24 protein-coding genes are annotated in these 23,895 nt (G+C 73.6%); 14 read left to right on the top strand and 10 right to left on the bottom strand.

Going from position 1 to position 23,895, the window contains the following annotated elements; translation table 11 throughout:
• Positions 1–74: 74 nt before the first annotated feature.
• From O2W20_RS21730 to O2W20_RS21720, 3 genes are read left to right on the top strand one after another with little or no spacing between them, the layout of a single operon-like run.
• On the top strand, positions 75–1,637 hold the full coding sequence (locus O2W20_RS21730) for an alpha/beta hydrolase (protein WP_269173839.1): 1,563 nt from the start codon (positions 75–77) through the stop codon (positions 1,635–1,637).
• A gap of 56 nt (positions 1,638–1,693) precedes the next feature.
• A complete protein-coding gene (locus tag O2W20_RS21725) occupies positions 1,694–2,761 on the top strand; it encodes a DNA polymerase domain-containing protein (protein ID WP_269173840.1) in 1,068 nt (355 codons plus the stop codon).
• A gap of 30 nt (positions 2,762–2,791) precedes the next feature.
• On the top strand, positions 2,792–3,556 hold the full coding sequence (locus O2W20_RS21720) for a hypothetical protein (RefSeq protein ID WP_269173841.1): 765 nt from the start codon (positions 2,792–2,794) through the stop codon (positions 3,554–3,556).
• A 22-nt stretch (positions 3,557–3,578) separates the two neighbouring features.
• Here the strand turns inward: O2W20_RS21720 and O2W20_RS21715 are convergent, their stop codons facing one another.
• A complete protein-coding gene (locus tag O2W20_RS21715) occupies positions 3,579–4,508 on the bottom strand; it encodes an EamA family transporter (RefSeq protein ID WP_269173842.1) in 930 nt (309 codons plus the stop codon).
• Between the two features lie 68 nt (positions 4,509–4,576).
• On the opposite strand from O2W20_RS21715, the gene O2W20_RS21710 reads away from it, so the two are divergent.
• The 3 genes from O2W20_RS21710 to O2W20_RS21700 all read left to right on the top strand — a co-directional run bounded on the left by O2W20_RS21710 (position 4,577) and on the right by O2W20_RS21700 (position 6,336).
• Positions 4,577–5,431, top strand: coding sequence for a LysR family transcriptional regulator (locus O2W20_RS21710; RefSeq protein ID WP_269173843.1), 855 nt, complete (start codon positions 4,577–4,579; stop codon positions 5,429–5,431).
• A 114-nt stretch (positions 5,432–5,545) separates the two neighbouring features.
• Positions 5,546–5,983 (top strand): hypothetical protein, encoded by a 438-nt coding sequence (locus tag O2W20_RS21705; RefSeq protein WP_269173844.1) that lies wholly within the window; start codon positions 5,546–5,548, stop codon positions 5,981–5,983.
• Positions 5,984–6,132: 149 nt separating this feature from the next.
• The gene (locus tag O2W20_RS21700; protein WP_014741881.1) at positions 6,133–6,336 is read left to right on the top strand and encodes a cold-shock protein; all 204 of its coding nucleotides are present in this window, start codon (positions 6,133–6,135) and stop codon (positions 6,334–6,336) included.
• A 98-nt stretch (positions 6,337–6,434) separates the two neighbouring features.
• Here O2W20_RS21700 and O2W20_RS21695 read toward each other — a convergent pair whose 3' ends face one another.
• Complete coding sequence (locus tag O2W20_RS21695) at positions 6,435–6,893, bottom strand: hypothetical protein (RefSeq protein ID WP_269173845.1); 459 nt, start codon at positions 6,891–6,893, stop codon at positions 6,435–6,437.
• A gap of 223 nt (positions 6,894–7,116) precedes the next feature.
• Between O2W20_RS21695 and O2W20_RS21690 the strand changes: the two genes are divergently transcribed.
• Both O2W20_RS21690 and msrB read left to right on the top strand, forming a co-directional pair.
• Complete coding sequence (locus tag O2W20_RS21690; protein ID WP_269173846.1) at positions 7,117–7,653, top strand: hypothetical protein; 537 nt, start codon at positions 7,117–7,119, stop codon at positions 7,651–7,653.
• Positions 7,654–7,741: 88 nt separating this feature from the next.
• Entirely contained in the window at positions 7,742–8,161 is a 420-nt protein-coding gene (gene msrB, locus O2W20_RS21685) for a peptide-methionine (R)-S-oxide reductase MsrB (RefSeq protein WP_269173847.1), read from the top strand.
• 263 nt (positions 8,162–8,424) lie between these two features.
• Here the strand turns inward: msrB and hemQ are convergent, their stop codons facing one another.
• A complete protein-coding gene (gene hemQ / locus O2W20_RS21680) occupies positions 8,425–9,141 on the bottom strand; it encodes a hydrogen peroxide-dependent heme synthase (protein ID WP_269173848.1) in 717 nt (238 codons plus the stop codon).
• A gap of 160 nt (positions 9,142–9,301) precedes the next feature.
• Here hemQ and O2W20_RS21675 point away from each other — a divergent pair, with 160 nt between their 5' ends.
• Positions 9,302–9,772: a Dps family protein gene (locus O2W20_RS21675; RefSeq protein WP_269173849.1), complete on the top strand. Its 471-nt coding sequence runs from the start codon at positions 9,302–9,304 to the stop codon at positions 9,770–9,772.
• 70 nt (positions 9,773–9,842) lie between these two features.
• Here O2W20_RS21675 and hemG read toward each other — a convergent pair whose 3' ends face one another.
• Both hemG and hemE read right to left on the bottom strand, forming a co-directional pair.
• On the bottom strand, positions 9,843–11,216 hold the full coding sequence (hemG, locus tag O2W20_RS21670; RefSeq protein ID WP_269173850.1) for a protoporphyrinogen oxidase: 1,374 nt from the start codon (positions 11,214–11,216) through the stop codon (positions 9,843–9,845).
• Complete coding sequence (gene hemE / locus O2W20_RS21665; protein WP_269173851.1) at positions 11,213–12,259, bottom strand: uroporphyrinogen decarboxylase; 1,047 nt, start codon at positions 12,257–12,259, stop codon at positions 11,213–11,215. Before hemE ends, hemG begins: the two co-directional genes overlap by 4 nt.
• Before the next feature lie 145 nt (positions 12,260–12,404).
• Here hemE and O2W20_RS21660 point away from each other — a divergent pair, with 145 nt between their 5' ends.
• From O2W20_RS21660 to O2W20_RS21650, 3 genes are all read left to right on the top strand, one after another.
• The gene (locus O2W20_RS21660) at positions 12,405–13,022 is read left to right on the top strand and encodes a DUF3000 domain-containing protein (RefSeq protein ID WP_269173852.1); all 618 of its coding nucleotides are present in this window, start codon (positions 12,405–12,407) and stop codon (positions 13,020–13,022) included.
• A gap of 126 nt (positions 13,023–13,148) precedes the next feature.
• A complete protein-coding gene (locus O2W20_RS21655; RefSeq protein ID WP_269173853.1) occupies positions 13,149–13,424 on the top strand; it encodes a response regulator transcription factor in 276 nt (91 codons plus the stop codon).
• Positions 13,421–14,680 (top strand): ribonuclease D, encoded by a 1,260-nt coding sequence (locus tag O2W20_RS21650; RefSeq protein ID WP_269185531.1) that lies wholly within the window; start codon positions 13,421–13,423, stop codon positions 14,678–14,680. The genes O2W20_RS21655 and O2W20_RS21650 overlap by 4 nt, the downstream gene beginning before the upstream one ends.
• Before the next feature lie 85 nt (positions 14,681–14,765).
• Here O2W20_RS21650 and O2W20_RS21645 read toward each other — a convergent pair whose 3' ends face one another.
• The 3 genes from O2W20_RS21645 to O2W20_RS21635 all read right to left on the bottom strand — a co-directional run bounded on the left by O2W20_RS21645 (position 14,766) and on the right by O2W20_RS21635 (position 18,004).
• A complete protein-coding gene (locus O2W20_RS21645; RefSeq protein ID WP_269173856.1) occupies positions 14,766–16,049 on the bottom strand; it encodes a sugar ABC transporter permease in 1,284 nt (427 codons plus the stop codon).
• Between the two features lie 9 nt (positions 16,050–16,058).
• Entirely contained in the window at positions 16,059–16,799 is a 741-nt protein-coding gene (locus tag O2W20_RS21640; protein ID WP_269173857.1) for an ATP-binding cassette domain-containing protein, read from the bottom strand.
• 137 nt (positions 16,800–16,936) lie between these two features.
• On the bottom strand, positions 16,937–18,004 hold the full coding sequence (locus O2W20_RS21635; RefSeq protein ID WP_269173858.1) for a sugar ABC transporter substrate-binding protein: 1,068 nt from the start codon (positions 18,002–18,004) through the stop codon (positions 16,937–16,939).
• A 253-nt stretch (positions 18,005–18,257) separates the two neighbouring features.
• On the opposite strand from O2W20_RS21635, the gene O2W20_RS21630 reads away from it, so the two are divergent.
• Both O2W20_RS21630 and O2W20_RS21625 read left to right on the top strand, forming a co-directional pair.
• Complete coding sequence (locus tag O2W20_RS21630) at positions 18,258–19,463, top strand: thiolase family protein (RefSeq protein WP_269173859.1); 1,206 nt, start codon at positions 18,258–18,260, stop codon at positions 19,461–19,463.
• A complete protein-coding gene (locus O2W20_RS21625; protein WP_269173860.1) occupies positions 19,460–21,538 on the top strand; it encodes a 3-hydroxyacyl-CoA dehydrogenase NAD-binding domain-containing protein in 2,079 nt (692 codons plus the stop codon). The genes O2W20_RS21630 and O2W20_RS21625 overlap by 4 nt, the downstream gene beginning before the upstream one ends.
• Positions 21,539–21,678: 140 nt before the next feature.
• On the opposite strand, the gene O2W20_RS21620 is transcribed toward O2W20_RS21625, so the two are convergent.
• On the bottom strand, positions 21,679–21,969 hold the full coding sequence (locus O2W20_RS21620) for a thiamine-binding protein (RefSeq protein WP_269173861.1): 291 nt from the start codon (positions 21,967–21,969) through the stop codon (positions 21,679–21,681).
• A complete protein-coding gene (gene dxs, locus O2W20_RS21615) occupies positions 21,966–23,885 on the bottom strand; it encodes a 1-deoxy-D-xylulose-5-phosphate synthase (RefSeq protein WP_269173862.1) in 1,920 nt (639 codons plus the stop codon). Before dxs ends, O2W20_RS21620 begins: the two co-directional genes overlap by 4 nt.
• Positions 23,886–23,895: the final 10 nt, after the last annotated feature.

The raw sequence follows: 23,895 nt of genomic DNA, 5'->3' as shown, positions 1-23,895 counted from the left end.
TCCGCGGGGACTGAGCGCATCCTCACGCCGAACCTGGCTGCCGCTCCCAGGTTCGGCTCCTACCCTTGCCGATCATGACCGCGCACCGCCGCCTGGCCACCTCCGGAGGAGCGTTCCTCGCTCTCGCGCTGACCCTCGCCGGGTGCACCTCCTCGGGAGAGGAGGAGACGGCCGCGGCCGGTTCGTCCTCGGAGGCCCCGCCGGCCGAGCTGGAGGCGCCGCTGATCGAGTGGACCGACTGCGACAGCCAGATCGACCCGATCATCGCCGGGCGACCCGGTTCGGAGCGCGACCTCCTCTTCTCCTGCGGGACGACGACGGTGCCGGTCAGCTACGAGGACCCCGAGGGCGGCACCCTGCAGCTGTTCCTGGTGCGGGCCAGCCTCGCCGGGCAGACCTACCCGATCGGCTCGCTGATGGTGAACCCCGGTGGCCCCGGGCAGTCCGCCGCCGACGCGGCCATCCAGGCGGCGCTGACCCTCCCCGAGGCGGTCGTCAACCAGTTCGACATCGTCGGCCTCGACCCGCGGGGGACGGGGCTGTCCACCCCGGTCGAGTGCATCTCCGACGAGCAGAAGGACGAGCTCTTCGCGGCCGACCCGCGGGCCACCGACGCCGCCGCGCAGGACGCCCTGTTCACCCAGGTCGAGGAGGTCGCGGCCGGCTGCAGCGAGGAGTACCAGGAGGCGCTGGGCGCCTTCTCCACGGTGGACGCGGCCCGCGACCTGGACCTGGTCCGGCGGTCCCTCGGTGACGACCAGCTCAACTACCTGGGGTACTCGTACGGCACCACGCTGGGCTCCACCTACGCCGAGCTGTTCCCCGAGCAGGTGCGGGCGATGGTGCTCGACGGCGCGGTCGACCCCGACGCCACCCTGCAGGAGGCGGCCGAGGCGCGGGCCCAGGGCTTCGAGGCCGCCTACGACGCCTTCGCCGCCAACTGCCTGTCGCTGATCAGCGGCTGCCCGCTCGGGCCCGACCCGCGCGCGTTCCTCAACGACCTGCTCACCCAGGCCGCCACCGCCCCGATCCCGAGCAGCCGGGAGGGCGAGACCCGGCAGGCGACGCCGGGCCTGATCCTGGGCGGCGTCCGCTCGGCGCTCTACCAGCCCTCGGCCTGGCCGCAGCTGGCCCAGTCGCTGGCTGCCGCCCGGAACGGTGACTCCGCCGGGATCCTGACCCTGGCCGACACCTACACCGGCCGCAACGACGACGGCACCTACAGCAACGTGGTCGACGCCAACCTGGCGGTGAACTGTGCCGACACCGACGAGGAGTTCAGCGCCTCCGACGTGCAGGCCCTGGTCGCGGACTGGAACGCGCGCTACCCGCTCTTCGGCGCCGACGCCGCACTCGGCCTCTACACCTGCTCGGCGTGGGACGCCCCGCGCACGCCCCTGCCCGAGCGGGACGCCGCGGGCAGCGCGCCGATCCTGGTCATCGGCACGCAGGGCGACCCGGTGACCCCGCTGACCGGCGCGGTCGACCTCGCGGAGGACCTGGAGAACGGGGTGCTGCTCACCTGGCAGGGCAGCGGGCACACTGCCTACCCCAAGACCGAGTGCGTGACGGCGGCCGTGAACGCGTACCTGATCGACCTCGCCGTCCCGCAGGACGGGGCGACCTGCCCGGCGTGACCGGCTCGGGCAGGATCGACCCCGCACCCGGTCCTGCCTGACCCGAACGGAGCCTCATGGCCAGCAGCAAGGACGCCGTCGTCCTGGAGCTCGACGGCCACGAGGTGCGGGTGAGCAGCCCGGAGAAGCCCTACTTCGGGGACAAGGGCATCCGCAAGATCGACGTCGTCGAGTACTTCGTCGCCGTCGGCGAGGGCATCCTGTTCGCCCTGCGCGACCGGCCGACGACGCTGGAGCGGTGGCCGGGCGGGGTGTTCGAGGGCGCCCGGATGTCCACCCGGGCCGACAACACCGGCGACGCGTTCTACCAGAAGCGGGTGCCGAAGAACGCCCCCGAGTGGGTGCCGACGGCGCACATCAGCTTCCCCAGCGGACGGACCGCCGACGAGATCGCCCCGGACTCGGTCGCCGTCGTCGCCTGGTGCGCGAACCTGGGGACGCTCACCTTCCACCCCTGGCCGGTGTCCAAGGGTGACGTCGAGTCCCCCGACCAGGTCCGGATCGACCTCGACCCGCAGCCGGGCACCGACTTCTCCGACGCCGTGTGGGTGGCCCCGCACGTCCGCGAACTGCTGCACGAGTTCGGCATGGAGGGCTGGCCGAAGACCTCCGGCGGTCGGGGCGTGCACGTCTACGTCCCCATCCAGCCGCGCTGGACCTTCCCGGAGGTGCGCCGGGCGGTGATCGCGTTCGGCCGGGAGCTGGAACGCCGCATCCCCGACCGGGTCACGATGAACTGGTGGAAGGAGGAACGCGGCGAGAAGATCTTCATCGACTACAACCAGATGGCCCGGGACCGCACGATCGCCAGCGCCTACTCGATCCGGCCGAAGCCGCACGCCCCGGTGAGCGCCCCGGTCGACTGGGACGAGCTGCCCGACGTCTCGCCCTTCGACTTCGACGTCCGCACCATGCCGGCCCGCTTCGCCGCCGTCGGTGACAAGCACGCCGGCCTCGCCGACCACGCCTTCGACCTCACCCCCCTGGTCGAGCTGGCCGACCAGCAGGAGCGGGACCTGGGACTGGGCGAGATGCCCTATCCCCCCGACTACCCGAAGATGCCCGGCGAGCCGATGCGGGTGCAGCCCAGCCGCGCGAAGAAGGTCCCCGCCGCGGAGGACTGAGGCGAGGGCTCGCCGCGCTAACGTCGCACCGTGGCCGAACACCCGACCCAGGCCTGGGACCTGGTGGCGCACGAGCGCCGGCACCGGGTGGAGGGGACCGGTTCGGTGTCGCGGACGGTCCGGTGGAGCGTCGACGGGCAGGTGGTGGCGGCCAAGAAGTCCGCCGAGGACACCCTGCGGCTCAAGCCCGGTGACCGGCTCAAGGGCGAGCCCGACGCCGGCCCGGACGACCAGCCGGCCCGCGCGGATCCGGACCTCGGCTCGGTGACGGTGCAGTACACCGCCCTCGGGAAGCCGAAGCGGGCGACCTGGCACCCCGGCGGCAGCGTGGGCGCGGCCTTCGGCACCGGCGGGATCGACCTGGAACCGGAGGCGGGGTCGCCGGCCGCGCTCCGGGAGGAGCGGATCCGGCAGCGACCCCGTCGGTACGCGGTGCTCGCCGTGGTCGGGGGCGTCGCGAAGGTGGTCCTCCCGCTGCTGCTCGGACTGCTCGTCGTCCGGCTGACCGTGGCCCTCCCCTGGCCCGACTGGGACCTGCCGTCGATCCCGTGGCCGGACGTCGACCTGCCGTCGATCCCCTGGCCCGACGTGGACCTGCCGGACTGGCAGGCCCCCGCCTGGGTGCGGTGGGTCGCCGACAAGGCGCAGTACGTCTGGCCGATCCTGCTGGCGTGGGTGCTGGCGCGGCGGGAGATCCGGCGCCGGCGCGAGCAGGACGCCCTGCGGGCACAGCGCCGGGCGGAGGAGCAGGCAGAGGCCGGCACCGGGGACGACGACCGGCCGGCGTCCGCCTGACGGGACGGTCGCCGGACGGCGTTCAGCCGGCCCGGTGCCGGGCCGGGAGCTGACCGGCGACGTTGGCGCCGACGATCGCGGCGATGGCCAGCCACGCGTCCCAGGGCTGCTCCTGGCCCAGCACCACCAGGCCGACCACGGTGGCGATCACCGGGTGGATGCTCATGAACACCCCGTAGGCGCCGGCGGGCACCCGGCGCAGCGCCAGCAGGTCGACGAACAGCGGTACCGCTGAGGCCAGCACGCCCGCGGTGACGGCGTACCCCGCGGTCACCAGCGACGGCGGGTGCGCGACCAGCACCGCGATGCCGATGGGGAGGAACACCAGCGCCGACAGCCCTGCCGCAGTCGCCGGGCCGGTACCGCCGGGGACCCGGGCACCCAGCTGCCGGTTGACCAGGATGTAACCCGCCCAGCAGGCGGCGGCCAGCAGGCCCAGGGCGATCCCGGCGTGGTCGGTCGTCGGCTGCGGCCGGCTGAGGGCGACCACCCCCGCCAGGGCCACCAGCGCGCAGACCAGGTCGCGTCGCCGCCGCGAGGCGGCCAGCGCCACACCGAGCGGGCCGAGGAACTCCAGCGTCACCGCCAGTCCCAGACCGATCCGCTCGATGGCCGCGTACAACGACAGGTTCATCGTCGCGAACACCACGGCCAGCAGCAGGACCGGCCGCCACTGGGCGGCGGTGAGCCGCCATGGCCGGGGGCGGACGACGCCCACCAGCACGATCCCGGCGACCCACTGCCGCACGGCCACCACCCCGACGGCACCGATCGCCGGGAACGCCAGTGCACCGACCGCCGCGCCGACCTGGTTGGCCAGCGCACTGCTCAGCATGAGCGCCACACCGGCGCCCGCCCCGCCGGTCCCGAGGGCGATGCGGCCGGCCGGACGTCCGGCGACCTGGGCGAGGCGTTCCGCCGCGGGCTGGTCGATCTGCCGGGTGCTGGTCACCGGTCGACCATCGCTCGCGCGGGTGCATGCGCAAAATGCAACCGATGGCTCATGCATACGCTGAGCGCATGAGCGTCGAGCTACGACACCTGCGGTGCCTGGTCACCATCGTGGACACCGGCACGTTCACCGACGCCGCGATCGAGCTGGGCGTCTCCCAGGCCGCCGTGTCCCGCGGCCTCGCCGCCCTCGAGGCCGAGCTCGGCACCCGGCTCCTGCGGCGCACGGCGCGCGAGGTCTCGCTCACCGCGGCCGGGCAGCGGGTCCTCGACCGCGCCCGCCGGGTCCTGACGGAGGTCGGCCAGTTGGTCGAGGAAGCCGGCGGCACCGCGACCCGGTTGCGGATCGGGCACGCCTGGTCCGCGATGGGCCGACACACCCTGGACTTCCAGCGCCGCTGGGCTGCCCAGCAGCCGGGCACCGAACTCCAACTGGTGCGCACCAACTCCCCCACGGCCGGCCTCGCCGAGGGCGCCTGTGACGTGGCCGTGCTCCGGGTACCGCCGGACCCGCACCGCTTCGGCAGCGCGCTGGTCGGGATGGAACGGCGCGTGTGCGCGGTCGCGGCCGACGACCCCTGGGCCCGCCGCCGTTCGCTGCGGATGGCCCAGATCGCCGAGCGGACCCTGCTGGTCGACCGCCGGACCGGGACGACGACGCCGGAGCTGTGGCCGGAGGACGCGCGCCCGGAGATCGTGCACACCCAGGACGTCGACGACTGGCTCACCGCGATCGCCACCGGCCGCTGCGTCGGGGTCACCGCGGAGGCGACCGCCGCCCAGTACCGACGCCCCGGGGTCGCCTACCGGCCGATCCGGGACGCCGAGCCGGTCGCCGTCCGGCTGGCCTGGTGGCGCGACGACCCGCACCCGGCGTCCCCGGCCGCCATCGCCCTGCTCACCGAGCTCTACCGGCGCACCTGACGCCGCCACCTCCCCCGCAGGGGTGAGCCGGCCGTCCTCGGCTGTCGCGTGCGGCGGTTCCTGTCGTTGAGAAAGCGTTCGGTCCCACGGTCAGACAGCGACAGGAGCGGGGTCATGCGGGTCGCGTTCCTGGTGTACGGCGTGCTGTACGTCGTCATCGAGGTCGTCGGCTACCAGCTGGAGCAGGTCAGCTGGCCCGAGCTCACGGGCCTGGACGTGGCCAGCGCGCTGACCAACGCCTTTCTGACCGTCGCCGTCCTCGTCGCCGTGCTCGTCGGGATCGACCTCGCCGGACACCGCTGGCGCCGCCACCTGCGGGCGGTCGCGCTCGAGCGCGCCCGGCTGGCGCTCGAGGAGTGGGCGGCCCCCGAGCCACTCACCGTGCAGGCCTGGCGGCCGGGGCCCCTGGCGCTGACCGCTGCCCCACCCCGTCCGACGGGGAGTGCCCGGCCCCGGGCCGGCGCCGCTCCGGATGCCTACGCACCGAACGCCTACGCCCGCCAGGCCTGGTCCGAGGACGCCGCCCGGGACGCCTCCGGACGCCTGCTCTGACCCTCCGCAGGACGGCCCGGATCGGCTCGCCGGGGATCTTTGTGCCCCTGACCTCCCACAGATCGCCAGAACCCGCTAGGGTCGTACTCGTCGGGAAGGCCCTGCGCATTGGCAGGACCCCGACGCACGACCTCAGCTAGGAGCGAGCAATGCCCGAAGGAACAGTGAAGTGGTTCAACGCAGAGAAGGGGTTTGGCTTCGCCACCCCGGACGGCGGCGGCCCGGACGTCTTCGTCCACTACTCGGCCATCCAGACCAGCGGGTACCGCTCGCTCGATGAGGGCCAGCGCATCTCGTTCGACATCGAGCAGGGCCAGAAGGGCCCGCAGGCGGCGAACGTCAACCCGGTCTGATCCATAGACCGAGGAGCTGAACGCAGCCCTCTCGAACCACCGACAGTGCCCCCGCCCGAGCAATCGGGCGGGGGCACTGTCGCGTCCGGCCCCGGTGGTCAGCGCGCCCGGGGCACGTACCCGCCGATCAGGGCGGCCATCAGCAACGCCCCGTCGTCGGGCCCGATGGCAGCTGCGGCGTCGGCGAACGTGCGCCAGCGTTCCCGCTCGACGTCGGTCATCGCTCCGGCGGCCCGGGCGCGGACCTGCTCCAGGAGCCGGTCCCACTCGCTCTGCGGCGTGGGCCAGAGACCGGTGAGCCGGCGGGCCTCACCGGAGACGGCGGTGAACCGGACGATCTCCCCGGCGTGGTTGGTGAGCGCCTCGGCGTAGCCGGCGGTGACCAGGGCGTTGGCCGCGGAGACGACCTGCGGCTTGGGCAGGCCGCTGGCCGGCACGACGGCTCCGAGGTAGGGGGCGCTGCCGTGCGGGGGCTCGTCGATCAGCCGGGCGATCGCCCGGAGCACAGGGAGATCGCGGGTGAACCAGGTGTCGGCCAGGGGCTGCGGGGTGCTCATGGTTCCTCTCGGCGGACGGCGGCGCCACCGGACGCGGCGCCGGGCTCACGGTACGAGCACCTGGCCGCGGCACCGCGGCCGCACAGCCCGGGGCGTCCGACGGCTGGTTAGCAGAGCGAACTTCGTTACCGGATGTTGATCGACCCTTGCGCTGGGCGATGACAGGATCGATGGGTCCGCCGCCCAGCACGCGGACCCTCCGTCCGCCCGTCCGAGGAGACCTGTGTCCCGACGCAGCACGTCCCGCGCCGTCCGCGGCCGAGTCCTCGGTCCCGTCCTCGGTCTGGCCCTGGCCGCGTCCACCATCGGCGCGGCCGGTGCGGCCTCGGCCACCGCCGGCCCGTCGACCGTGGTGGTGGCCGTGGCAGACGGGCTGACCGACCCCATCGACCTCGAGCCCTCCCCGGCCGCTGACCCCGATCCGACTGCCGACGTCGTCGACGACGGCCCGACCGCGACGGTCACCGACCCGTGGCCGCTGCGGGAGGAGCCGGTGACCGTCCTGGGAACGGGGTTCTCGCCGGAGGAGAAGGTCACCGCCGAACTCCCCGCGCGCCTGCGGGGGCAGCTCGGCTCCGGGGTGGCCGGTCCGGACGGCAGCCTCTCCCTCACCGTGAGGGCGCCGATGGTGCTCCAGGCCGGCGCGCACGAGGTGCTGCTCCGAGGGACGTCGGGTGCCACCGCGAGCACGAGCATCCAGCTCCGCCCGCTGGTCGAGGACCAGCTCACCCGGCTCGCCCGCTGGTGGCCGCGCGGCTGAGCGCACGCTCCGGCAGCAGGTCGGGGCGCTGTCGACCGGGGCGGCACGGGCCCCGGCGGAGGTGGCGGAGCCGCCGTACCGTGGGGCCATGACCACATCCGCCCACCAGCCCCAGGTCGTCAAGAGCGACGAGGAGTGGCGCGCCCAGCTGTCGCCGGAGGAGTACGCCGTGCTCCGCCAGGCGGGCACCGAGCGGCCCTGGACCGGTGAGTACGTCGACACGAAGGCGGTCGGCACCTACTCCTGCCGAGCCTGCGGCGCCGAGCTCTTCCGCTCCGAGACCAAGTTCGACTCGCACTGCGGCTGGCCGTCGTTCTACGAGCCGTCGGAGCAGGACAACGTCGTCCTCCGTGAGGACCGTGCGCTCGGCATGGTGCGTACCGAGGTGCTCTGCGGCAGCTGCCACAGCCACCTGGGCCACGTCTTCGCCGACGCCCCCCAGACCCCCACCGGCGACCGCTACTGCATCAACTCCGTGAGCATCAAGCTGGACTCCCCCGACGCCTGAGCACCCAGCAGCACACGAACGGCGCGTTCCCTGACCGGGGAACGCGCCGTTCGTGTGTCGGGCACGAGTACGGACCCGCCGCTCTGTCGCGCCAGCGACCCCGCGGGACCCGGCGCGGGCCCGGAGGGTCCCGCCGGGAACCGCGGCCAGCGGCTCCGTGATCCGGACGCGGGGCCGGAGGCTCCCTGCCGGATCACGGCCAACGGCTCAACGCAGCCGGGGCACGGCTCCTGGCCGCGGTGCGATCCGGAGGATCGCCAGAGTCAGGGCAGGTCCGCCACCAGCTCCGCGATCTCCTTGCGGGTGCCGGTGTAGAACGGCACCTCCTCGCGCACGTGCCGGCGGGCGCGGCTGGCCCGCAGGTCGCGCATGAGGTCGACGATGCGGTGCAGTTCGTCGGCCTCGAAGGCGAGCATCCACTCGTAGTCGCCGAGCCCGAAGGAGGAGACGGTGTTGGCCCGCACGTCGGGGTAGGGCCGGGCCTGCATGCCGTGCTCCTTGAGCATGTCCCGCCGCTCCTCCTCGGGGAGCAGGTACCACTCGTAGGAGCGCACGAACGGGTAGACGCAGACGTAGCGGCGCGGCTCCTCGTCGGCGAGGAACGCCGGCACGTGGCTGCGGTTGAACTCGGCCGGGCGGTGCAGCGCCATCTGCGACCAGACGGGGTCGAGCCGGCGACCCAGGGTGGTGCGGCGGAACCGGCCGTAGGCCTCCTGCAGCGCCTCCGGGGTCTCGGCGTGCCACCAGATCATCAGGTCGGCGTCGGCGCGCAGACCGGCGACGTCGTAGACACCGCGGACGACGACGTCCTTGCCGGCCAGCTCGTCGAAGAGCGCGGTGACCTCGTCGGCAGCGGCGCTGCGCTGGTCGTCGTCGAGGGGGCGGGCCAGCTTGAACACCGACCACATCGTGTAGCGGATGAGGGCGTTCAGCTCGTTCGCCCGCTTGCCGATGCTGCGCTCTTCGGTCTGCTCGCTCATGTCCTCATTGTGGACCGCCGGCCGACGGCGCGATGCGGGACGTCGGTCCACCCCGGCCGTGAGGCCGGACACGCGTGCATCCGGCCGCCGGGGCCGGGAACAACACCCTCCATCCGGATCTTGTACCGGAGGACACCTTCCCGACCGTAGGAGGAACAGCATGGCCGTGATCCAGAGCCCGTTGTCCGAAGACGTCCAGAAGGTCACCGGCGAGGCGCTGCAGGGCGCCGTCGTCGACCTGATCGACCTCAGCCTGGTCGGCAAGCAGGTGCACTGGACGCTGGTGGGCCGCAACTTCCGCAGCATCCACCTGCAGTTGGACGACGTCGTCGCCACCGCCCGCGAGTACCAGGACACCGCCGCCGAGCGGGCCGCCGCGATCGGCGTGCTGCCCGACGGCCGCGCCGGCACGGTGCAGTCCAGCGGCATCCCGCAGCCGCCGGTGGAGTGGGTGCACGCCGACGACGCGATCCGCTACTTCGTCGAGGTGTTCGGCCTGATCGTGGCGCGGATGCGCGACCGCATCGAGGCGACCGAGGACGACGAGGTCACCCAGGACCTGATCATCGAGATCACCGGCGCACTCGAGAAGCACCACTGGATGTGGCAGGCCGAGGCAGCGCAGAACTGAGCCCGCTGCACTCCCACCGGAGGTCGGCACCCCGATCGGGGTGCCGGCCTCCGGTGCGTCCGGGCGGCGTTCAGCCCAGCGCCTGGACCGCCCGGCGGGCGTCGCGGATGCAGGCGGGCACCCCGACCCCGCCGTAGGCGGCCCCGGCCACGGCCAGCCCGGGGACGGCGTCGACCGCCGAGCGGATCGCAGCGACGCGTTGCGGGTGGCCGACCAGGTACTGCGGCAGCCCGTCGACCCAGCGCACCAGCTCGGTCTGCACAGGTTCGGGCCGCTCGAGGTCGAGGAGCTCGGCGACGTCGGCGACCACCGCGGCGGTGAGCTCGGCGTCGTCCCACCGCAGGGCGGCGTCGTCGCCGAAGCGACCCACCGACGACCGGACCCGCAGCACCGGCGCGCCCTCGGGACCGGACAGGTGCGGCCACTTCGACGAGGAGACGGTGACGCCCTTGACCAGCCGGCCGGTCACCGGAGGCACGAGCAGCCCCGAGCCGGCGGCGACCGGCTGGTCGGGGAACGCCATCGCGACCACGGCCATCGACGCGTACGGGATGCCCTCCAGTGGCTCGACCGCATCCGGGGCGACGTCGGCGAGCAGCCGCGCGGTCGGGCCGGCCGGCGTGGCCAGCACGACGGCGTCCGCGGTCAGCGTCCCGCCGCCGTCGACGTCCAGCTCGAACCCGCCCGCGGTGCGGCGCAGCGCCGTCACCCGGGTGTGCAGCCGGACGTCGGCACCCGAGGCCCGCACCAGAGCCGCGGGCAGCGAGCCGACGCCCTCGCGGACGGTGACGAACACCGGGCCGTCGACGTCGCCGCGGCTGCGCGCCCCGGCGTCCCGGGCGGCGACGGCGGCGCCCAGCAGCGAGGTGGCCGTCGGCAGTTCGGCGGCGAGCGCCGGCATGGTCGCGGCGAGGGAGAGGTCGTCGGGGCGACCGGCGTAGACGCCGCCGAGCAGCGGCTCGACCAGCCGGTCGACCACCTCGTCGCCCAGCCGCTCCCGCAGCAGGCCACCGACGGAGACGTCGCCGTCCAGCCGCAGCGGGGGCAGTTCCGCCTCGGCCCGCACCCGGGCGACGCCGGCGGGCGTGAGCACGCCGTCGAGGCCGTCGGCGGTCGTCGGCACCCCCTGCAGCGTGCCGGCCGGGAGCGGGTACCGGCCCTCGGGCAGCACGATGGCGGCCTGGGTGGTCCGCGCCGGCACCAGCTGGTCGGCCAGGCCGAGCTGTTCGATCAGCTCGACCGCCTCGGGCACCCGGGCGAGCACCGCCTCGGGGCCGGTGTCGTACCAGCGACCGGCGAGGTCGACCCGGTCCAGCTTGCCGCCGATGCGGTTGCCGGCCTCCAGGACGACGACCTCGCCGTCCGGGTGGGCGCGGCGCCACTCGAACGCCGCGGTGAGCCCGGTGATCCCGGTGCCCACCACGACCAGCCGGAGAACGCTCATCTCGCGGTGAGCTCGTGCACCAGCTCCACGACGTGGGTCAGCACGCCGGGGTCGGTGTCCGGCAGCACGCCGTGGCCCAGGTTGAACACGTGCCCGCGGGCGGCCCGGCCCTGCTCGACGATGCGGCGCACCTCGCGGTCGACGGTCTCCCGGTCGGCCAGCAGGACGGCGGGGTCGAGGTTGCCCTGCAGCGAGTACCCCGGGCCGACGCGACGGGCGGCCTCGTCCAACGGGACCCGCCAGTCGACACCGACGACGTCGGCACCGGCGTCCCCGATCAACGGGAGCAGCTCCCCCGTGCCCACCCCGAAGTGCACCTTCGGCACCTCTGGGCGAGCCAGCCCGTCGAAGACGGCACGCGAGTGCGGCAGCACGCGGCCGGCGTAGTCGGCCGCCGAGAGCACCCCGGCCCAGGAGTCGAAGAGCTGCACCGCGCTGGCCCCGGCGTCGACCTGTACCCGCAGGAACGTCGCGGCGCTGACCGCGAGCCGCTCCAGCAGCCGCTGCCAGGCCGCCGGCTCGGCGTACATGAACGCCTTGGTGCGGGCGTGCTCCTTGGAGGGCCCGCCCTCGATCAGGTAGGTCGCGAGGGTGAAGGGCGCCCCGGCGAAGCCGATCAGCGGCGTGGCACCGAGCTCGCCCACCAGCCGCTGGACGGCGGTGGCGAGGAAGTCCAGCCGGTCGGGCTCCAGCGGCGGCAGTGCGTCGACGTCGGCGACGGTGCGCAGCGGGGACGCGATCACGGGCCCGACGCCCGGCTTGATCTCGATGTCGACCCCGGCCACCACCAGGGGCAGCACGATGTCGGAGAAGAGGATGGCCGCGTCGACGCCGTGCCGGCGGACCGGCTGCATGGTGATCTCGGTGACCAGGTCGGGGTCCTGGCAGGCCTCGAGCATCGCGGTGCCCTCGCGCAGCGCGCGGTACTCGGGCAGCGACCGCCCCGCCTGGCGCATGAACCAGACCGGTGTGCGCGACACCGGGAGGCCCCTGGTCGCTCGGACGAGATCGGAGTCGGCGGCCGGTCCTGCTGCTGTTCCCACGGACGCCGATCCTCCCAGACGTCGGCGGGGTCGGCTCCGCCCCTCCACCGGGCCGGGCACGGGCGGAGGTCACGGCTGTGCGTCGGCTGGGCGGGGCGGCGCGTCGGGGCCTCCGCTGCGGTGACGGGCGACCTACCCTGCCCAGGTGGCCCAGCAGCGCAAGCGCCTCGACGACGGCGCCCCGCCGCCGGAGCGACCGGTTGCGTTCCAGGCCGCGCTGGAGGCCCTGGCGACGGTGCGCCCCCGCCCGGAGGTCGTCGTCGAGCACATCCCGGCGCCGCAGCGGCTCGCCCCCTGGTCCCACGCGATCGGCCTGCGGGTCGGCCACCCCGAGGACGAGGAGGAGGAGCTGGCCAGCGGCCGGTTCATCCTGCTGTTCGACCCGGAGGGCCACGAGGCCTGGCAGGGCACCACCCGCTGCGTCGGCTACGTCTCGGCCAGCACCGACTCCGACATGGTCGACGACAGCATGTTCTCCGAGGTCGCCTGGAGCTGGCTGATCGACGCGCTGGCCGAGTCCGGGGCCGCACACCACTCCGTCGGTGGCACGGTCACCCGCACCGCCTCCACCCGTTTCGGATCCATCGCCGCCCCGGAGCACTCGGTCGACGTGGAGATCCGGGCCTCCTGGACCGCGGAGGGCACCGACCTGGACCGGCACCTCACCGCCTTCCTCGAGGTGCTGGGCACGGCCGCCGGCCTGCCCCCGCCCGGCATCCGGTTGATCGCCGCGATCGAGCAGGCCCCGACCGACGGGGCCTAGACTCCGGCCCGTACTGCACTCGGCGTGACCAGACGTCGCTGAGTGCGCGGACACGCCGGGCCGCTCGCCAGGTGGTCAGCTGCTGATCACCTGTGCCGTCGGTCCGGTCCGAGCACGGGAGGGCCGATGCCCCAGGGCCAGCAGTGGTCCGACGGCGTCCTCGCCCGCCCGCTCGCCGGCGCCGCCCACACCGGGGTGGAGGAAGCTGTCGGGGAGTTGTCCGCCCGGGAACGGGACGCCCTGCGGCTCGTCGCCGGCGGGCACACGAACGAGGAGATCGGCGAGAAGGTGGACCTGTCCGCACTGACCGTGAAGAGCCACCTGGCGCACCGCCCGCGCGCAGGCACCGGCGACCAGGCGCACCCGGTGCCCCGGAGCCTCCGCTCGGGGCTCCTCCAGTGAGCACCGACCCCGTCGCCGAGCTGCCCACCGACCCGGCGGTGGAGCCCGCCGTCGACGAGGGCCCGCCCGCGACCCCGCTGCTCGCCCCGCGGGACGGGCTGCCGCCCGTCATCGAGACCTCCACCGCGCTGGTCGCCTACGCCGATGCGCTGGCCGCCGGCAGCGGCCCGGTCGCCGTGGACGCCGAGCGGGCCTCGGGCTACCGCTACGGCCAGAGCGCCTACCTCGTGCAGCTGCGCCGGGCCGGCGCCGGCACCGGCCTGATCGACCCGGTGCCGCTGCCGGACCTGACCGCCGTGCAGACCGCGATCGGCGACGCCGAGTGGGTGCTGCACGCGGCCAACCAGGACCTGCCCTGCCTGGCCGAGCTGGGCCTGGTGCCCGCCCGGCTCTTCGACACCGAGCTCGCCGCCCGGCTGGCCGGGCTCCCCCGCGTGGGGCTCGGCGCCGTCGTCGAGTCGCTGCTGGGCCTCTCCCTGCAGAAGGGGCACTCCGCAGCAGACTGGAGCACCCGCCCGCTGCCGGCGGACTGGCTGGTCTACGCGGCGCTGGACGTCGAGGTGCTGGTCGAGCTGCGGGACGCCCTGGCGCAGATCCTGGAGGAGCAGGGCAAGACCGAGTGGGCCCGGCAGGAGTTCGCGGCGATCCTCACCGCCGGCCCCCCGGCGCCCAAGGTCGACCCGTGGCGGAAGACCTCCGGGATGCACGGCCTGCGCAGCCGGCGCCAGCTGAGCATGGTGCGGGCGCTGTGGCAGGCCCGCGACGAGCTGGCCCGGCGACGCGACATCGCCCCCGGCCGCGTGCTGCCCGACGCCGCCATCGTCTCGGCCGTGCAGGCCGACCCGAAGAGCGAGGGCGCGCTGCTGGAGCTCCCGGTGTTCCGCGGCCGGGCCAACCGGAAGCTGGTGACCACCTGGTTCGGCGCCCTGGTCCGGGGTCGGGAGCTGCCGGAGGACCAGCTGCCGCCGCACAGCCGCCCCGGTGACGGGCCGCCGCCGGTGAACCGCTGGGCCGACCGCGACCCCGACGCCGCAGCCCGGCTGAAGGCCGCCCGCGCCGCCCTGGCGCAGGTGTCGGAGCAGTGGTCCGTGCCGGTGGAGAACGTGCTCTCCCCCGACCTGGTCCGGCGGCTGATGTGGGCGCCACCCCGGCCGGCCGACGCTGCGGCCGTGGCCGAGGCGCTGCGTGCCGGTGGTGCGCGGGAGTGGCAGGTCGAGTTGACCTGCGACCTGCTCACCGAGGCCATCGCCGGCTGATCTCCGACCCGGCAGGACGACGACGGCCCACGGCCCGGCGCGCGACACTGCGCGCCGGGCCGTGGGCCGGGTCGTCGTCCCTGCGTCAGCGCGCCGTGGCCGCCCGCCGCCGGGCCAGTGCATCGACCGATGCCGCCAGCAGCAGCACCCCGCCGGTGATGACGAAGTTCAGGTACGCCGCCACACCGAGCAGCCCCAGCCCGTTGGCGATGATCGCGATGACCAGGCCACCGAGCAGCGCGTCGCGGGCCCGTCCGCGACCGCCGAAGAGGCTGGTGCCACCGATGACCGCGGCACCGACCGCGTACAACAGCGTGTTGCCCGCGCCGGCGTCCGGTGTCACCGAGCTCAGCCGCGAGGTGGCGAGGATGCCGCTGATCGCCGCCAGGCTGGAGGAGATCACGAAGGCCAGCACCCGGATCCGGGTCACGTTGATGCCGGCCCGGCGGGCTGCCTCGGCGTTGCCGCCGACCGCGTACATGTGCCGGCCGAAGCTGGTGCGGGACAGCACGAACGTGACCACCAGCAGCAGCAGGATGACCAGCGGGATGGCGTACGGGATGCCGGCCAGGTCGACCGCCGCCGACAGCGCCCGGTCCTGGCTGAGGATCGAGGTCACGCCCAGCACCACCACGGCCATGAGCACGACCCGGAGGACGACCAGCACCAGCGGCTGGTGCGCCAGGTCGCGGGCCCGCTTGGCCCGCCAGCGCCAGAGCTCGATCACCGCGTAGGCCACCGCCACCAGCACGGCCAGCGCCCAGCCGACCGCCAGCGGCAGGTTCTCGTTGGCCAGTGCCCGGATCACCGGTTCCCGCACGGGCACGGTGCCGCCCTGGCCGATCAGCCGCAGGGTCACGCCCTGCCAGCCCAGGAACAGCGCCAGGGTCACCACGAACGACGGGATGCCGACCATGCCGACCAGGCTGCCGGTGAACACCCCGATCACCGCACCCGTGGCGATCGCGGCGAGGACGGCGACCGGCCAGCCGAACCCGCTCTGCACCAGCACCTGGGCCAGGACCGCCGAGCAGACCCCGCTGACCACGCCGGCCGACAGGTCGATCTCGCCCAGGAGCAGGACGAAGACCAGGCCCATCGCGAGCACGATGATCGGGGTGGCCTGCACCGCGAGGTTGGCCAGGTTCAGCGGGGTCAGGAAGGTGCCCGGCCGCAGCACCGTGAACAGGATGCCGAGGGTGATGATGCCCAGGACGGCCGGAAGCGCCCCCAGGTCACCGCCGCGGAGCTTGTCCAGGTAGCCCCGGACGGCGCCGCCGAGGGTGTTGTCCTGCCGGTCGCCCTCGAAGCCCGCCGCGGGCTTCTGCGGACCGCTCGCCTCGGCGGCGGTCAATGTGTTGCTCGACATGACGTCCTCTCAGTCCTCGAGGTCTTCGGCCGAGAGGCCCAGGTCACCGGATCGGCCGGAGGTGATGAGCTCGATGACCTGGGTGCGGTCGACCTGGTCGATCGGGACGTCGGCGGCCACTCGCCCCAGGTAGAGCGCGGCCACCCGGTCGGCGACCTCGAACACGTCGACCATGTTGTGCGTGATGAAGACGACGGCGTGGCCGGCGTCGGCCAGCCGGCGGACCAGGTCGAGCACCTGCCGGGTCTGCGCCACGCCCAGTGCCGCGGTCGGCTCGTCGAGGATGACGAGCTTGGACTCCCACAGCACGGCCTTGGCGATGGCCACGGTCTGCCGCTGTCCGCCGGAGAGGCTGGACACCAGCTGCCGGACGGACTTCAGGGTGCGGACCGACAGCTTGGCCAGCGTCTCCCGGGCCGCCACCTCCATCGACTGCTCATCGAGCAGAACGCCGCGCTTGCGCTCCCGCCCCAGGAACATGTTCTGGACGACGTCGAGGTTGTCGGCCAGCGCGAGGTCCTGGTAGACCACCTCGATCCCGAGCTTGGCGGCGTCCCGGGGGCTGTGCAGCGTGACTCGCTCGCCCTCGAACTCCACCTCGCCCGAGTCGAACGGGTGGATGCCCGCGATGCCCTTGATCAGCGTGCTCTTGCCCGCTCCGTTGTCACCGACCAGTGCGGTGACCTTCCCGGGGTAGACGGTGAGGTGGACGTCGTGCAGCACCTGGACGGCGCCGAAGCTCTTGTCCACCCCCCGCAGTTCAAGGGTGGGTCGGCCGACGGCCGTGGTGCCGTGATCGCGTTCTGGAGCGGACACGTGGGTCCCTTCTCGGCTGGACAGGCCGACAGGGGCGCCCCCCGGAGAGGGCGCCCCTGCTGGCAGGTGGACTACTGGATGCCGAGCTCGGTGCAGGCGGCGGCGTACTCACCGGTGCACAGGTCGGCGGCGTCGACGTAGCCGTCGTCGACGACCTCCTTGACGTTGTCCCGGAAGACCGAGACCGGGTCCAGCAGCACGGCCGGGACGGTGCGGTCGCCCTCGACGTCCTCCACCTCGCCGTCGACCTCCGGGGTCTCACCGTTGACCAGGGCCACCGCGAGCTCGGCCAGTGCGGTGGCCTCCGCCTCGATCGGCTTGTAGACGGTCATGCACTGGTTGCCGGCCAGGATGTTCTGCAGGCCCTCGGTGGTGGCGTCCTGCCCGGTCACCGGCACGGTGCCGGCGACGTTGTTGCGGCCCAGGATGGAGATGACCGCGTTGGCGAGGCCGTCGTTGGCGGCCAGCACGCCCTGGATGTCACCGCCGGCCTGGGTGTACATCTGCTCGAAGATCGTCGCGGCCTGCTGGTTGTCCCACTCGGGCACGGCCTGCTCGGCGACCTGCGTGTACTGGGTCATCGGGTCGAGGACCTCGTGCGCGCCCTCGGAGAACAGCGTGGCGTTGTTGTCGTCCGGCGACCCGTTCAGGAACGCGATGTTCGCCGGCTCGTCGCCGAGGCACTGGGCCAGGCCCTCGCCCTGCAGGCGGCCGACCTCGGTGTTGTCGAAGGAGACGTAGTAGTCGGACTCCCCACCGAGGGTGAGCCGGTCGTAGTCGATCGTCTGGACGCCCTGCTGCTCGGCCTGCCGCTGGATGGCGGCGCCGGAGGCGGAGTCCAGGTTGACGATCGCCAGGACGGTGACCCCACCGGTGATCATCTGCTCGGCGATCGTCGCCATCCGCTGGGCATCGCCCTGCGCGTTCTGGATGTCGGCCTCGACGCCGGCCTCCTCGAAGGCTGCCTCCAGCAGCGGGGCGTCCGCGCTCGCCCAGCGCGCCGAGGACGCGGTGTCGGGGAGGATCACCCCGACCTTGCCGGCGGCCTCGCCGCCGCCACCGCCGCCGCCACCACCACCGTCGTCGTCGCTGCCACAGGCGGCCATCGAGAAGACGAGTGAGGCTGCGAGAGCAGTCATCAGGGTGCGCTGTCGCGCCATGTTCGACCTGCCGTTCCTTCGTTGGATCCGGGAGTTTTCCGGAAGTGATCGTTTACTGCCTCGGGTGTGACCGCAAGCACATGGCGGCACTGTTGCCGGACCGTGATCTAGAACCGGCCGGTCACCCCGGAGGGTGTGGAGCCTGCGGTTACCAGCGGGTAACTTCGCGGTGCCGCCCTGTCCAGGGCGGCACCGAGCTCATCGCGGAGGTCCTGTGTCATCTGGAGAGCGGTTGCCACGCCAACTGCGTGAGGTCGTCTTCGTCGACGGCGTGCGCACCCCGTTCGGCAAGGCGGGTCCGGCGGGCATCTACGCCGAGACCCGCGCCGACGACCTGGTCGTGCGCTGCATCCGCGAGCTGCTGCGCCGGAACCCGTCGCTGCCGGCCGAGCGGGTCGACGAGGTCGCCATCGCCGCCACCACCCAGATCGGCGACCAGGGCCTGACCATCGGCCGCACCGCTGCACTGCTGGCCGGGCTGCCGAAGAGCGTGCCCGGCTACGCCATCGACCGGATGTGCGCCGGGGCGATGACCGCGGTGACGACGACGGCCAGCGGCATCGCCTTCGGCGCCTACGACGTCGCGATCGCCGGCGGCGTCGAGCACATGGGGCACCACCCGATGGGCGAGGGCGTCGACCCGAACCCGCGGTTCGTCAGCGAGAAGATCGTCGACGGCTCCGCGCTGGTGATGGGCTCGACCGCGGAGAACCTGCACGACCGGTTCCCGCACCTGACCAAGGAGCGGGCCGACGCCTTCGCCCTGGCCAGCCAGCAGAAGTACGCCGCGGCGGTGGCCGCCGGACGGATCGGCCCGGAGCTGGTGCCGGTGGCGACCCGCTCCGCCGAGGCCGGCTGGGGGCTGGCCACGGTCGACGAACCGCCGCGGCCGAACACCACGCTGGAGGGGCTGTCGGCGCTGAAGACGCCGTTCCGCCCGCACGGCCACGTCACCGCCGGCAACGCGGCCGGGCTGAACGACGGCGCGACCGGCTGCCTGCTCGCCGCCGAGGAGGTCGCCGAGGAGCTGGGGCTGGACGTCGGCATGCGGCTGGTCGGCTTCGGCTTCGCCGGCGTGGAGCCCGAGGTGATGGGCGTGGGGCCGATCCCGTCGACGGAGAAGGCGCTGGCCCGGACCGGGCTCACCATCACCGACATCGGGCTGTTCGAGCTCAACGAGGCCTTCGCCGTCCAGGTGCTGGCGTTCCTGGACCACTTCGGCATCGCCGACGACGACGCGCGGGTCAACCCGTGGGGCGGCGCGATCGCCGTGGGCCACCCGCTGGCCTCCTCCGGTGTGCGGCTGATGACCCAGCTGTCCCGGCAGTTCGCCGAGCGGCCCGACGTCCGCTACGGCCTCACCGCCATGTGCATCGGCATCGGCATGGGCGGCACCGTGATCTGGGAGAACCCGAACTGGGAAGGTGCAGCGAAGTGAGTGCAGTGTTCGCCGACGAGGTCGTCACCGTCGCCAAGGTGCGGTACCTGCGGGTGCCCGGGCTGGCCGGTGAGCTGGCGCTGATCACGCTGGACAACGGGCACGACCACACCCGGCCCTCCACGTTCGGCCCCGGTGGGCTCGCCTCGCTGGACACCGCACTGGACGAGATCGAGGCCCATTCCCCCGCCCCGGCGGCCGTCGCCGTCACCGGCAAGCCGTTCATCTTCGCCGTCGGCGCCGACCTCTCCGGCGTCCCGTCGATCACCTCGGCTGCCGACGCCCGGGAGATCGCGGAGACCGGGCACCGGGTGTTCCGCCGGCTCAAGGACTCGGCTGTCCCGACGTTCGCGTTCGTCAACGGTGCGGCGATGGGCGGTGGCCTGGAGCTGGCGCTGCACTGCCACCACCGGACGATCGCCAGCACCGCGGTCGTCGCCTTCCCCGAGGTCTTCCTCGGCCTCGTGCCCGGTTGGGGCGGCACGCAGCTGCTGCCGGAGCTCGTCGGCATCGACGCCGCGGTCACCGTGATCGTGGAGAACGCGCTGGCGCAGAACAAGGTCACCCCCGGGCCGAAGGCGGCTGAGCTGGGGATCGCCGACGCGGTGTTCGAGCCGGCCGACTTCCTGGAGCGCTCGCTGGAGTGGGCGGCCGGCGTGCTCGCCGGCGACGTGACCGTCCGCCGTCCCGAGGTCGATCGGTCGGCCTGGGACGACGCGATCGGCCGGGCCCGGCAGCTCGTCGCCGCCCGGACCCGCAACGCCTCCCCCGGTGCGCTGCGCGCGGTGGAACTGCTCGACCTGGCCAGGGCCGGCGACGCCGGCTTCACCGCCGGGACGGCGGCCGAGGACGACGCGCTGACCGCCCTGCTGATGAGCGACGAGCTGCGGGCCGGCCTGTACGCCTTCGACCTGGTCAACAAGCGGGCCAAGCGCCCGGCAGGTGCGCCGGACCGCAAGCTGGCCCGGAAGGTGACGAAGGTCGGCGTCGTCGGCGCCGGGCTGATGGCCTCCCAGCTGGCGCTGCTGTTCGTCCGCCGGCTGGAGGTGCCCGTCGTCCTCACCGACGTCGACCAGGCGCGCGTCGACAAGGGCGTCGGCTACGTGCACGCCGAGCTGGAGAAGCTGGCCGGCCGCGGGCGGCTCTCCCCCGACGCACTGAACCGGCTCCGCGGCCTGGTCACCGGCTCGCTGGACAAGGCCGCCTTCGCCGACGCCGACCTGGTGATCGAGGCGGTGTTCGAGGAGCTGTCGGTCAAGCAGCAGGTCTTCGCCGAGGTGGAGGCGGTGGTGCGGCCTGAGTGCGTGCTGGCCACCAACACCTCCGCGCTCTCGGTGACCGAGATGGCCGCCGGGCTGCAGCACCCCGAACGGGTCGTGGGCCTGCACTTCTTCAACCCGGTCGTCGTCCTGCCGCTGCTGGAGGTGGTGCGCGCCGAGCGGACCGACGACGCCACGCTGGCCACCGCGTTCGCCGTCGGCAAGCAGCTGGGCAAGTCCTGCGTGCTGGTCGCCGACGCCCCGGCTTTCGTGGTCAACCGGCTGCTCACCCGGTTCCTCGGCGAGGTCACCGCGGCCGTGGACGCCGGCACCCCGGTGGCGGTCGCCGAGACGGCGCTGGAGCCGCTGGGCCTGCCGATGACGCCGTTCGAGCTGCTCACGCTGGTCGGCCCACCGGTCGCGCTGCACGTGGCCGAGCGGATGCACGAGGCGTTCCCCGACCGTTTCGGCGTCGGTGCGGGGCTGCGGCGGATGGTCGAGCTGGGCAAGACCTCGGTCTTCGTCGAACCCGGCGTGATCGACCCGGAGCTGGCCGGGATCGACGCCGGTGACTCCCCGCTGACCGCAGAGGAGCTGCGCTCCCGGGCCGAGCGGGCGCTGGCCGAGGAGATCGGGCTGATGCTGCAGGAGGGCGTCGTCCAGGCCGTGCAGGACATCGACCTGGCGATGCTGCTCGGCGCCGGCTGGCCGTTCTGGCTGGGCGGGATCAGCGCCTACCTGGACCGGGCCGGCGTCTCCGAGGCCGTCACCGGGAAGCGGTTCCTCCCGAGGAGCGTGGCCTCCCTCCCCGCGTAGCGGACCGCCGGACTCACCTCCCGGTCGCCGACCTCACGTCACAGCGTGAGGTCGGCGACCGGCGCGTGAGGACGGCGATCATGGCGCGGAGACGACGAGAGCGCCGCACCCCTGGTGGGTGCGGCGCTCTCGTGCGTCGGTCAGCGGAACTTGTGCGTGAGGCTGTCCATCGTGCGATCCACCGAGGCGATCTTGACGTGCGAGATCCCGGCCTTGGCGCCGGCGGCGATCATCGCCTCGTGCGCGGCCCGCAGGGTCGCCCACACCGTGTCGGCGTCGCCCTCCAGCGTGGTGCCCAGCGCGCCGACCTCCGACCGCAACCCGGAGGCCTGGATCACCCGGATCGCCGCCTCGACGAAGGCGTGCGGGTCGTCCGGGGTGCCGGGTGGCGACGGCGCGACCTGGATCTCGGCGATGACCTGATCGCTCATTGCTGCCCTTCGGCAGGCTCGGTCTCCGCCGGGACCGCGGCGCGGTCGGCCACGCGGGCGGCCCACTCCACGATCCGCCGGGCGACGTCCTGCTCGGTGAGGCCGACGTCGGCGAGCACCTGACCGCGGCTGCCGTGGTCGAAGAACCGCTGCGGAAGGCCCAGCGTGCGCACCGGCACGTCGCAGTCGGCGTCCTGCAGTGCCTGTGACAGCAACGTGCCCACCCCGCCGGCCCGGCCGCCGTCCTCGACGGTGACCACCAGCCGGTGCTCACCGGCCAGCGTGACCAGCTCGTCGGCGACGGGCATCACCCAGCGCGGGTCGACGACGGTGACCTCGATGCCGTGGTCGGCGGCGCGCTCGGCGACCGCCAGGCACATCGGCACCAGCGAGCCGACGGCGACCAGCAGCACCTCGGGGGTCGTGCCGCGGCGCAACACGTCGACCCGACCGCGCCGCTCGATCGCCGGCACCTCCGGCGGCAGCGCGCCCTTCGGGAAGCGGATGACGGTGGGCCCGTCGGAGACCTGCACAGACTCGCGGAGCGCCTCCCGCATCGTGGCCTCGTCACGCGGCGCCGCCAGCTGCAGCCCCGGGACGATCGAGCAGATCGACATGTCCCACATGCCGTTGTGCGAGGCGCCATCGGAGCCGGTCACGCCGGCCCGGTCGAGCACCAGGGTGACCGGCTGGCCGTGCAGCGCGACGTCCATCAGCAGCTGGTCGAAGGCGCGGTTAAGGAAGGTCGAGTAGATCGCGACGACGGGGTGCAGGCCGCCCATCGCGAGCCCGGCGGCCGAGGTCAGCGCGTGCTGCTCGGCGATGCCGACGTCGTAGGTGCGCTCCGGGAACCGCTCGGCGAACGGCGCGAGACCGGTGGGGTGCAGCATCGCCGCGGTGATCGCCACGACGTCGGAGCGCTCGGTGCCGATCCGCACCAGCTCGTCGGCGAAGACGTCGGTCCACTCCGGGCCCTTGGCGGCCGAGGAGAGCCCGCTGTCGGGCTCGAAGACGCCGGTGGAGTGCCAGGCGTCGATGGTGTCGGTCTCCGCCGGCGGGTAGCCGAAGCCCTTGGTGGTGACGGCGTGCACGATGACCGGCCCACCGAAGGAGCGGGCTCGGCGCAGCGCCGACTCCATCATCTCCACGTCGTGGCCGTCGACCGGGCCGACGTACTTCATGCCGAGGTCCTCGAACATGCCCTGCGGGGCCAGGACGTCCTTGAGCCCCTTCTTGATCGCGTGCAGCGCGTCGTAGAGCTTCGTGCCGACGACGGGTGCGCGGTGCAGGGCCTGCCGGACGGCGGCCAGCGCCTCCTCGTACCCCGGACGCAGCCGCAGCGTGGCGAGTGCGTCGGCCACCCCACCGATCGTCGGGGAGTACGAGCGGCCGTTGTCGTTGACCACGATGACGACGGGGCGGTCCTGCGCGGCGGCGATGTTGTTCAGCGCCTCCCAGGCCATCCCGCCGGTGAGTGCACCGTCGCCGATCACCGCCACCACGGGGCGGGTGTCACCGCGGACGGCGAAGGCCTTGGCCAGCCCGTCGGCGTAGGACAGCGACGTCGAGGCGTGGCTGTTCTCCACCCAGTCGTGCTCGCTCTCGGCCCGGCTGGGGTAGCCGGACAGCCCGTCCCGCTGGCGGAGCTGGGCGAAGCCGTCGAGCCGGCCGGTGAGCAGCTTGTGCACGTAGGCCTGGTGGCCGGTGTCGAAGATGATCGGCTCGCGCGGGGACTCGAACACCCGGTGGACGGCGATCGTCAGCTCGACCGCACCGAGGTTCGGGCCCAGGTGGCCACCGGTCTTGGCGACCGCGGCCACGAGCGCATCGCGGATCTCGCCGGCCAGGACCGGCAGCTGGTCGGGGCGCAGTGCCCGGAGGTCGGCGGGCCCGGTCAACGAGCTGAGCAACGACACGACGGGGCAG

It is taken from the genome of Modestobacter sp. VKM Ac-2982, assembly GCF_026967935.1.
GTDB lineage: Bacteria > Actinomycetota > Actinomycetes > Mycobacteriales > Geodermatophilaceae > Modestobacter.
The sequence above is the reverse complement of the archived record's forward strand: the minus strand, read 5'-3'. Positions and strand labels throughout refer to the sequence as shown.

Coding starts and splice junctions, on each gene's coding strand:
- O2W20_RS21730 (WP_269173839.1), top strand. CDS start 75: ATGACCGCGCACCGCCGCCTGGCCACCTCCGGAGGAGCGTTCCTCGCT.
- O2W20_RS21725 (WP_269173840.1), top strand. CDS start 1,694: ATGGCCAGCAGCAAGGACGCCGTCGTCCTGGAGCTCGACGGCCACGAG.
- O2W20_RS21710 (WP_269173843.1), top strand. CDS start 4,577: ATGAGCGTCGAGCTACGACACCTGCGGTGCCTGGTCACCATCGTGGAC.
- O2W20_RS21705 (WP_269173844.1), top strand. CDS start 5,546: ATGCGGGTCGCGTTCCTGGTGTACGGCGTGCTGTACGTCGTCATCGAG.
- O2W20_RS21700 (WP_014741881.1), top strand. CDS start 6,133: ATGCCCGAAGGAACAGTGAAGTGGTTCAACGCAGAGAAGGGGTTTGGC.
- O2W20_RS21695 (WP_269173845.1), bottom strand. CDS start 6,893: ATGAGCACCCCGCAGCCCCTGGCCGACACCTGGTTCACCCGCGATCTC.
- msrB (WP_269173847.1), top strand. CDS start 7,742: ATGACCACATCCGCCCACCAGCCCCAGGTCGTCAAGAGCGACGAGGAG.
- hemQ (WP_269173848.1), bottom strand. CDS start 9,141: ATGAGCGAGCAGACCGAAGAGCGCAGCATCGGCAAGCGGGCGAACGAG.
- O2W20_RS21675 (WP_269173849.1), top strand. CDS start 9,302: ATGGCCGTGATCCAGAGCCCGTTGTCCGAAGACGTCCAGAAGGTCACC.
- hemG (WP_269173850.1), bottom strand. CDS start 11,216: ATGAGCGTTCTCCGGCTGGTCGTGGTGGGCACCGGGATCACCGGGCTC.
- O2W20_RS21655 (WP_269173853.1), top strand. CDS start 13,149: ATGCCCCAGGGCCAGCAGTGGTCCGACGGCGTCCTCGCCCGCCCGCTC.
- O2W20_RS21645 (WP_269173856.1), bottom strand. CDS start 16,049: ATGTCGAGCAACACATTGACCGCCGCCGAGGCGAGCGGTCCGCAGAAG.
- O2W20_RS21635 (WP_269173858.1), bottom strand. CDS start 18,004: ATGACTGCTCTCGCAGCCTCACTCGTCTTCTCGATGGCCGCCTGTGGC.
- O2W20_RS21620 (WP_269173861.1), bottom strand. CDS start 21,969: ATGAGCGATCAGGTCATCGCCGAGATCCAGGTCGCGCCGTCGCCACCC.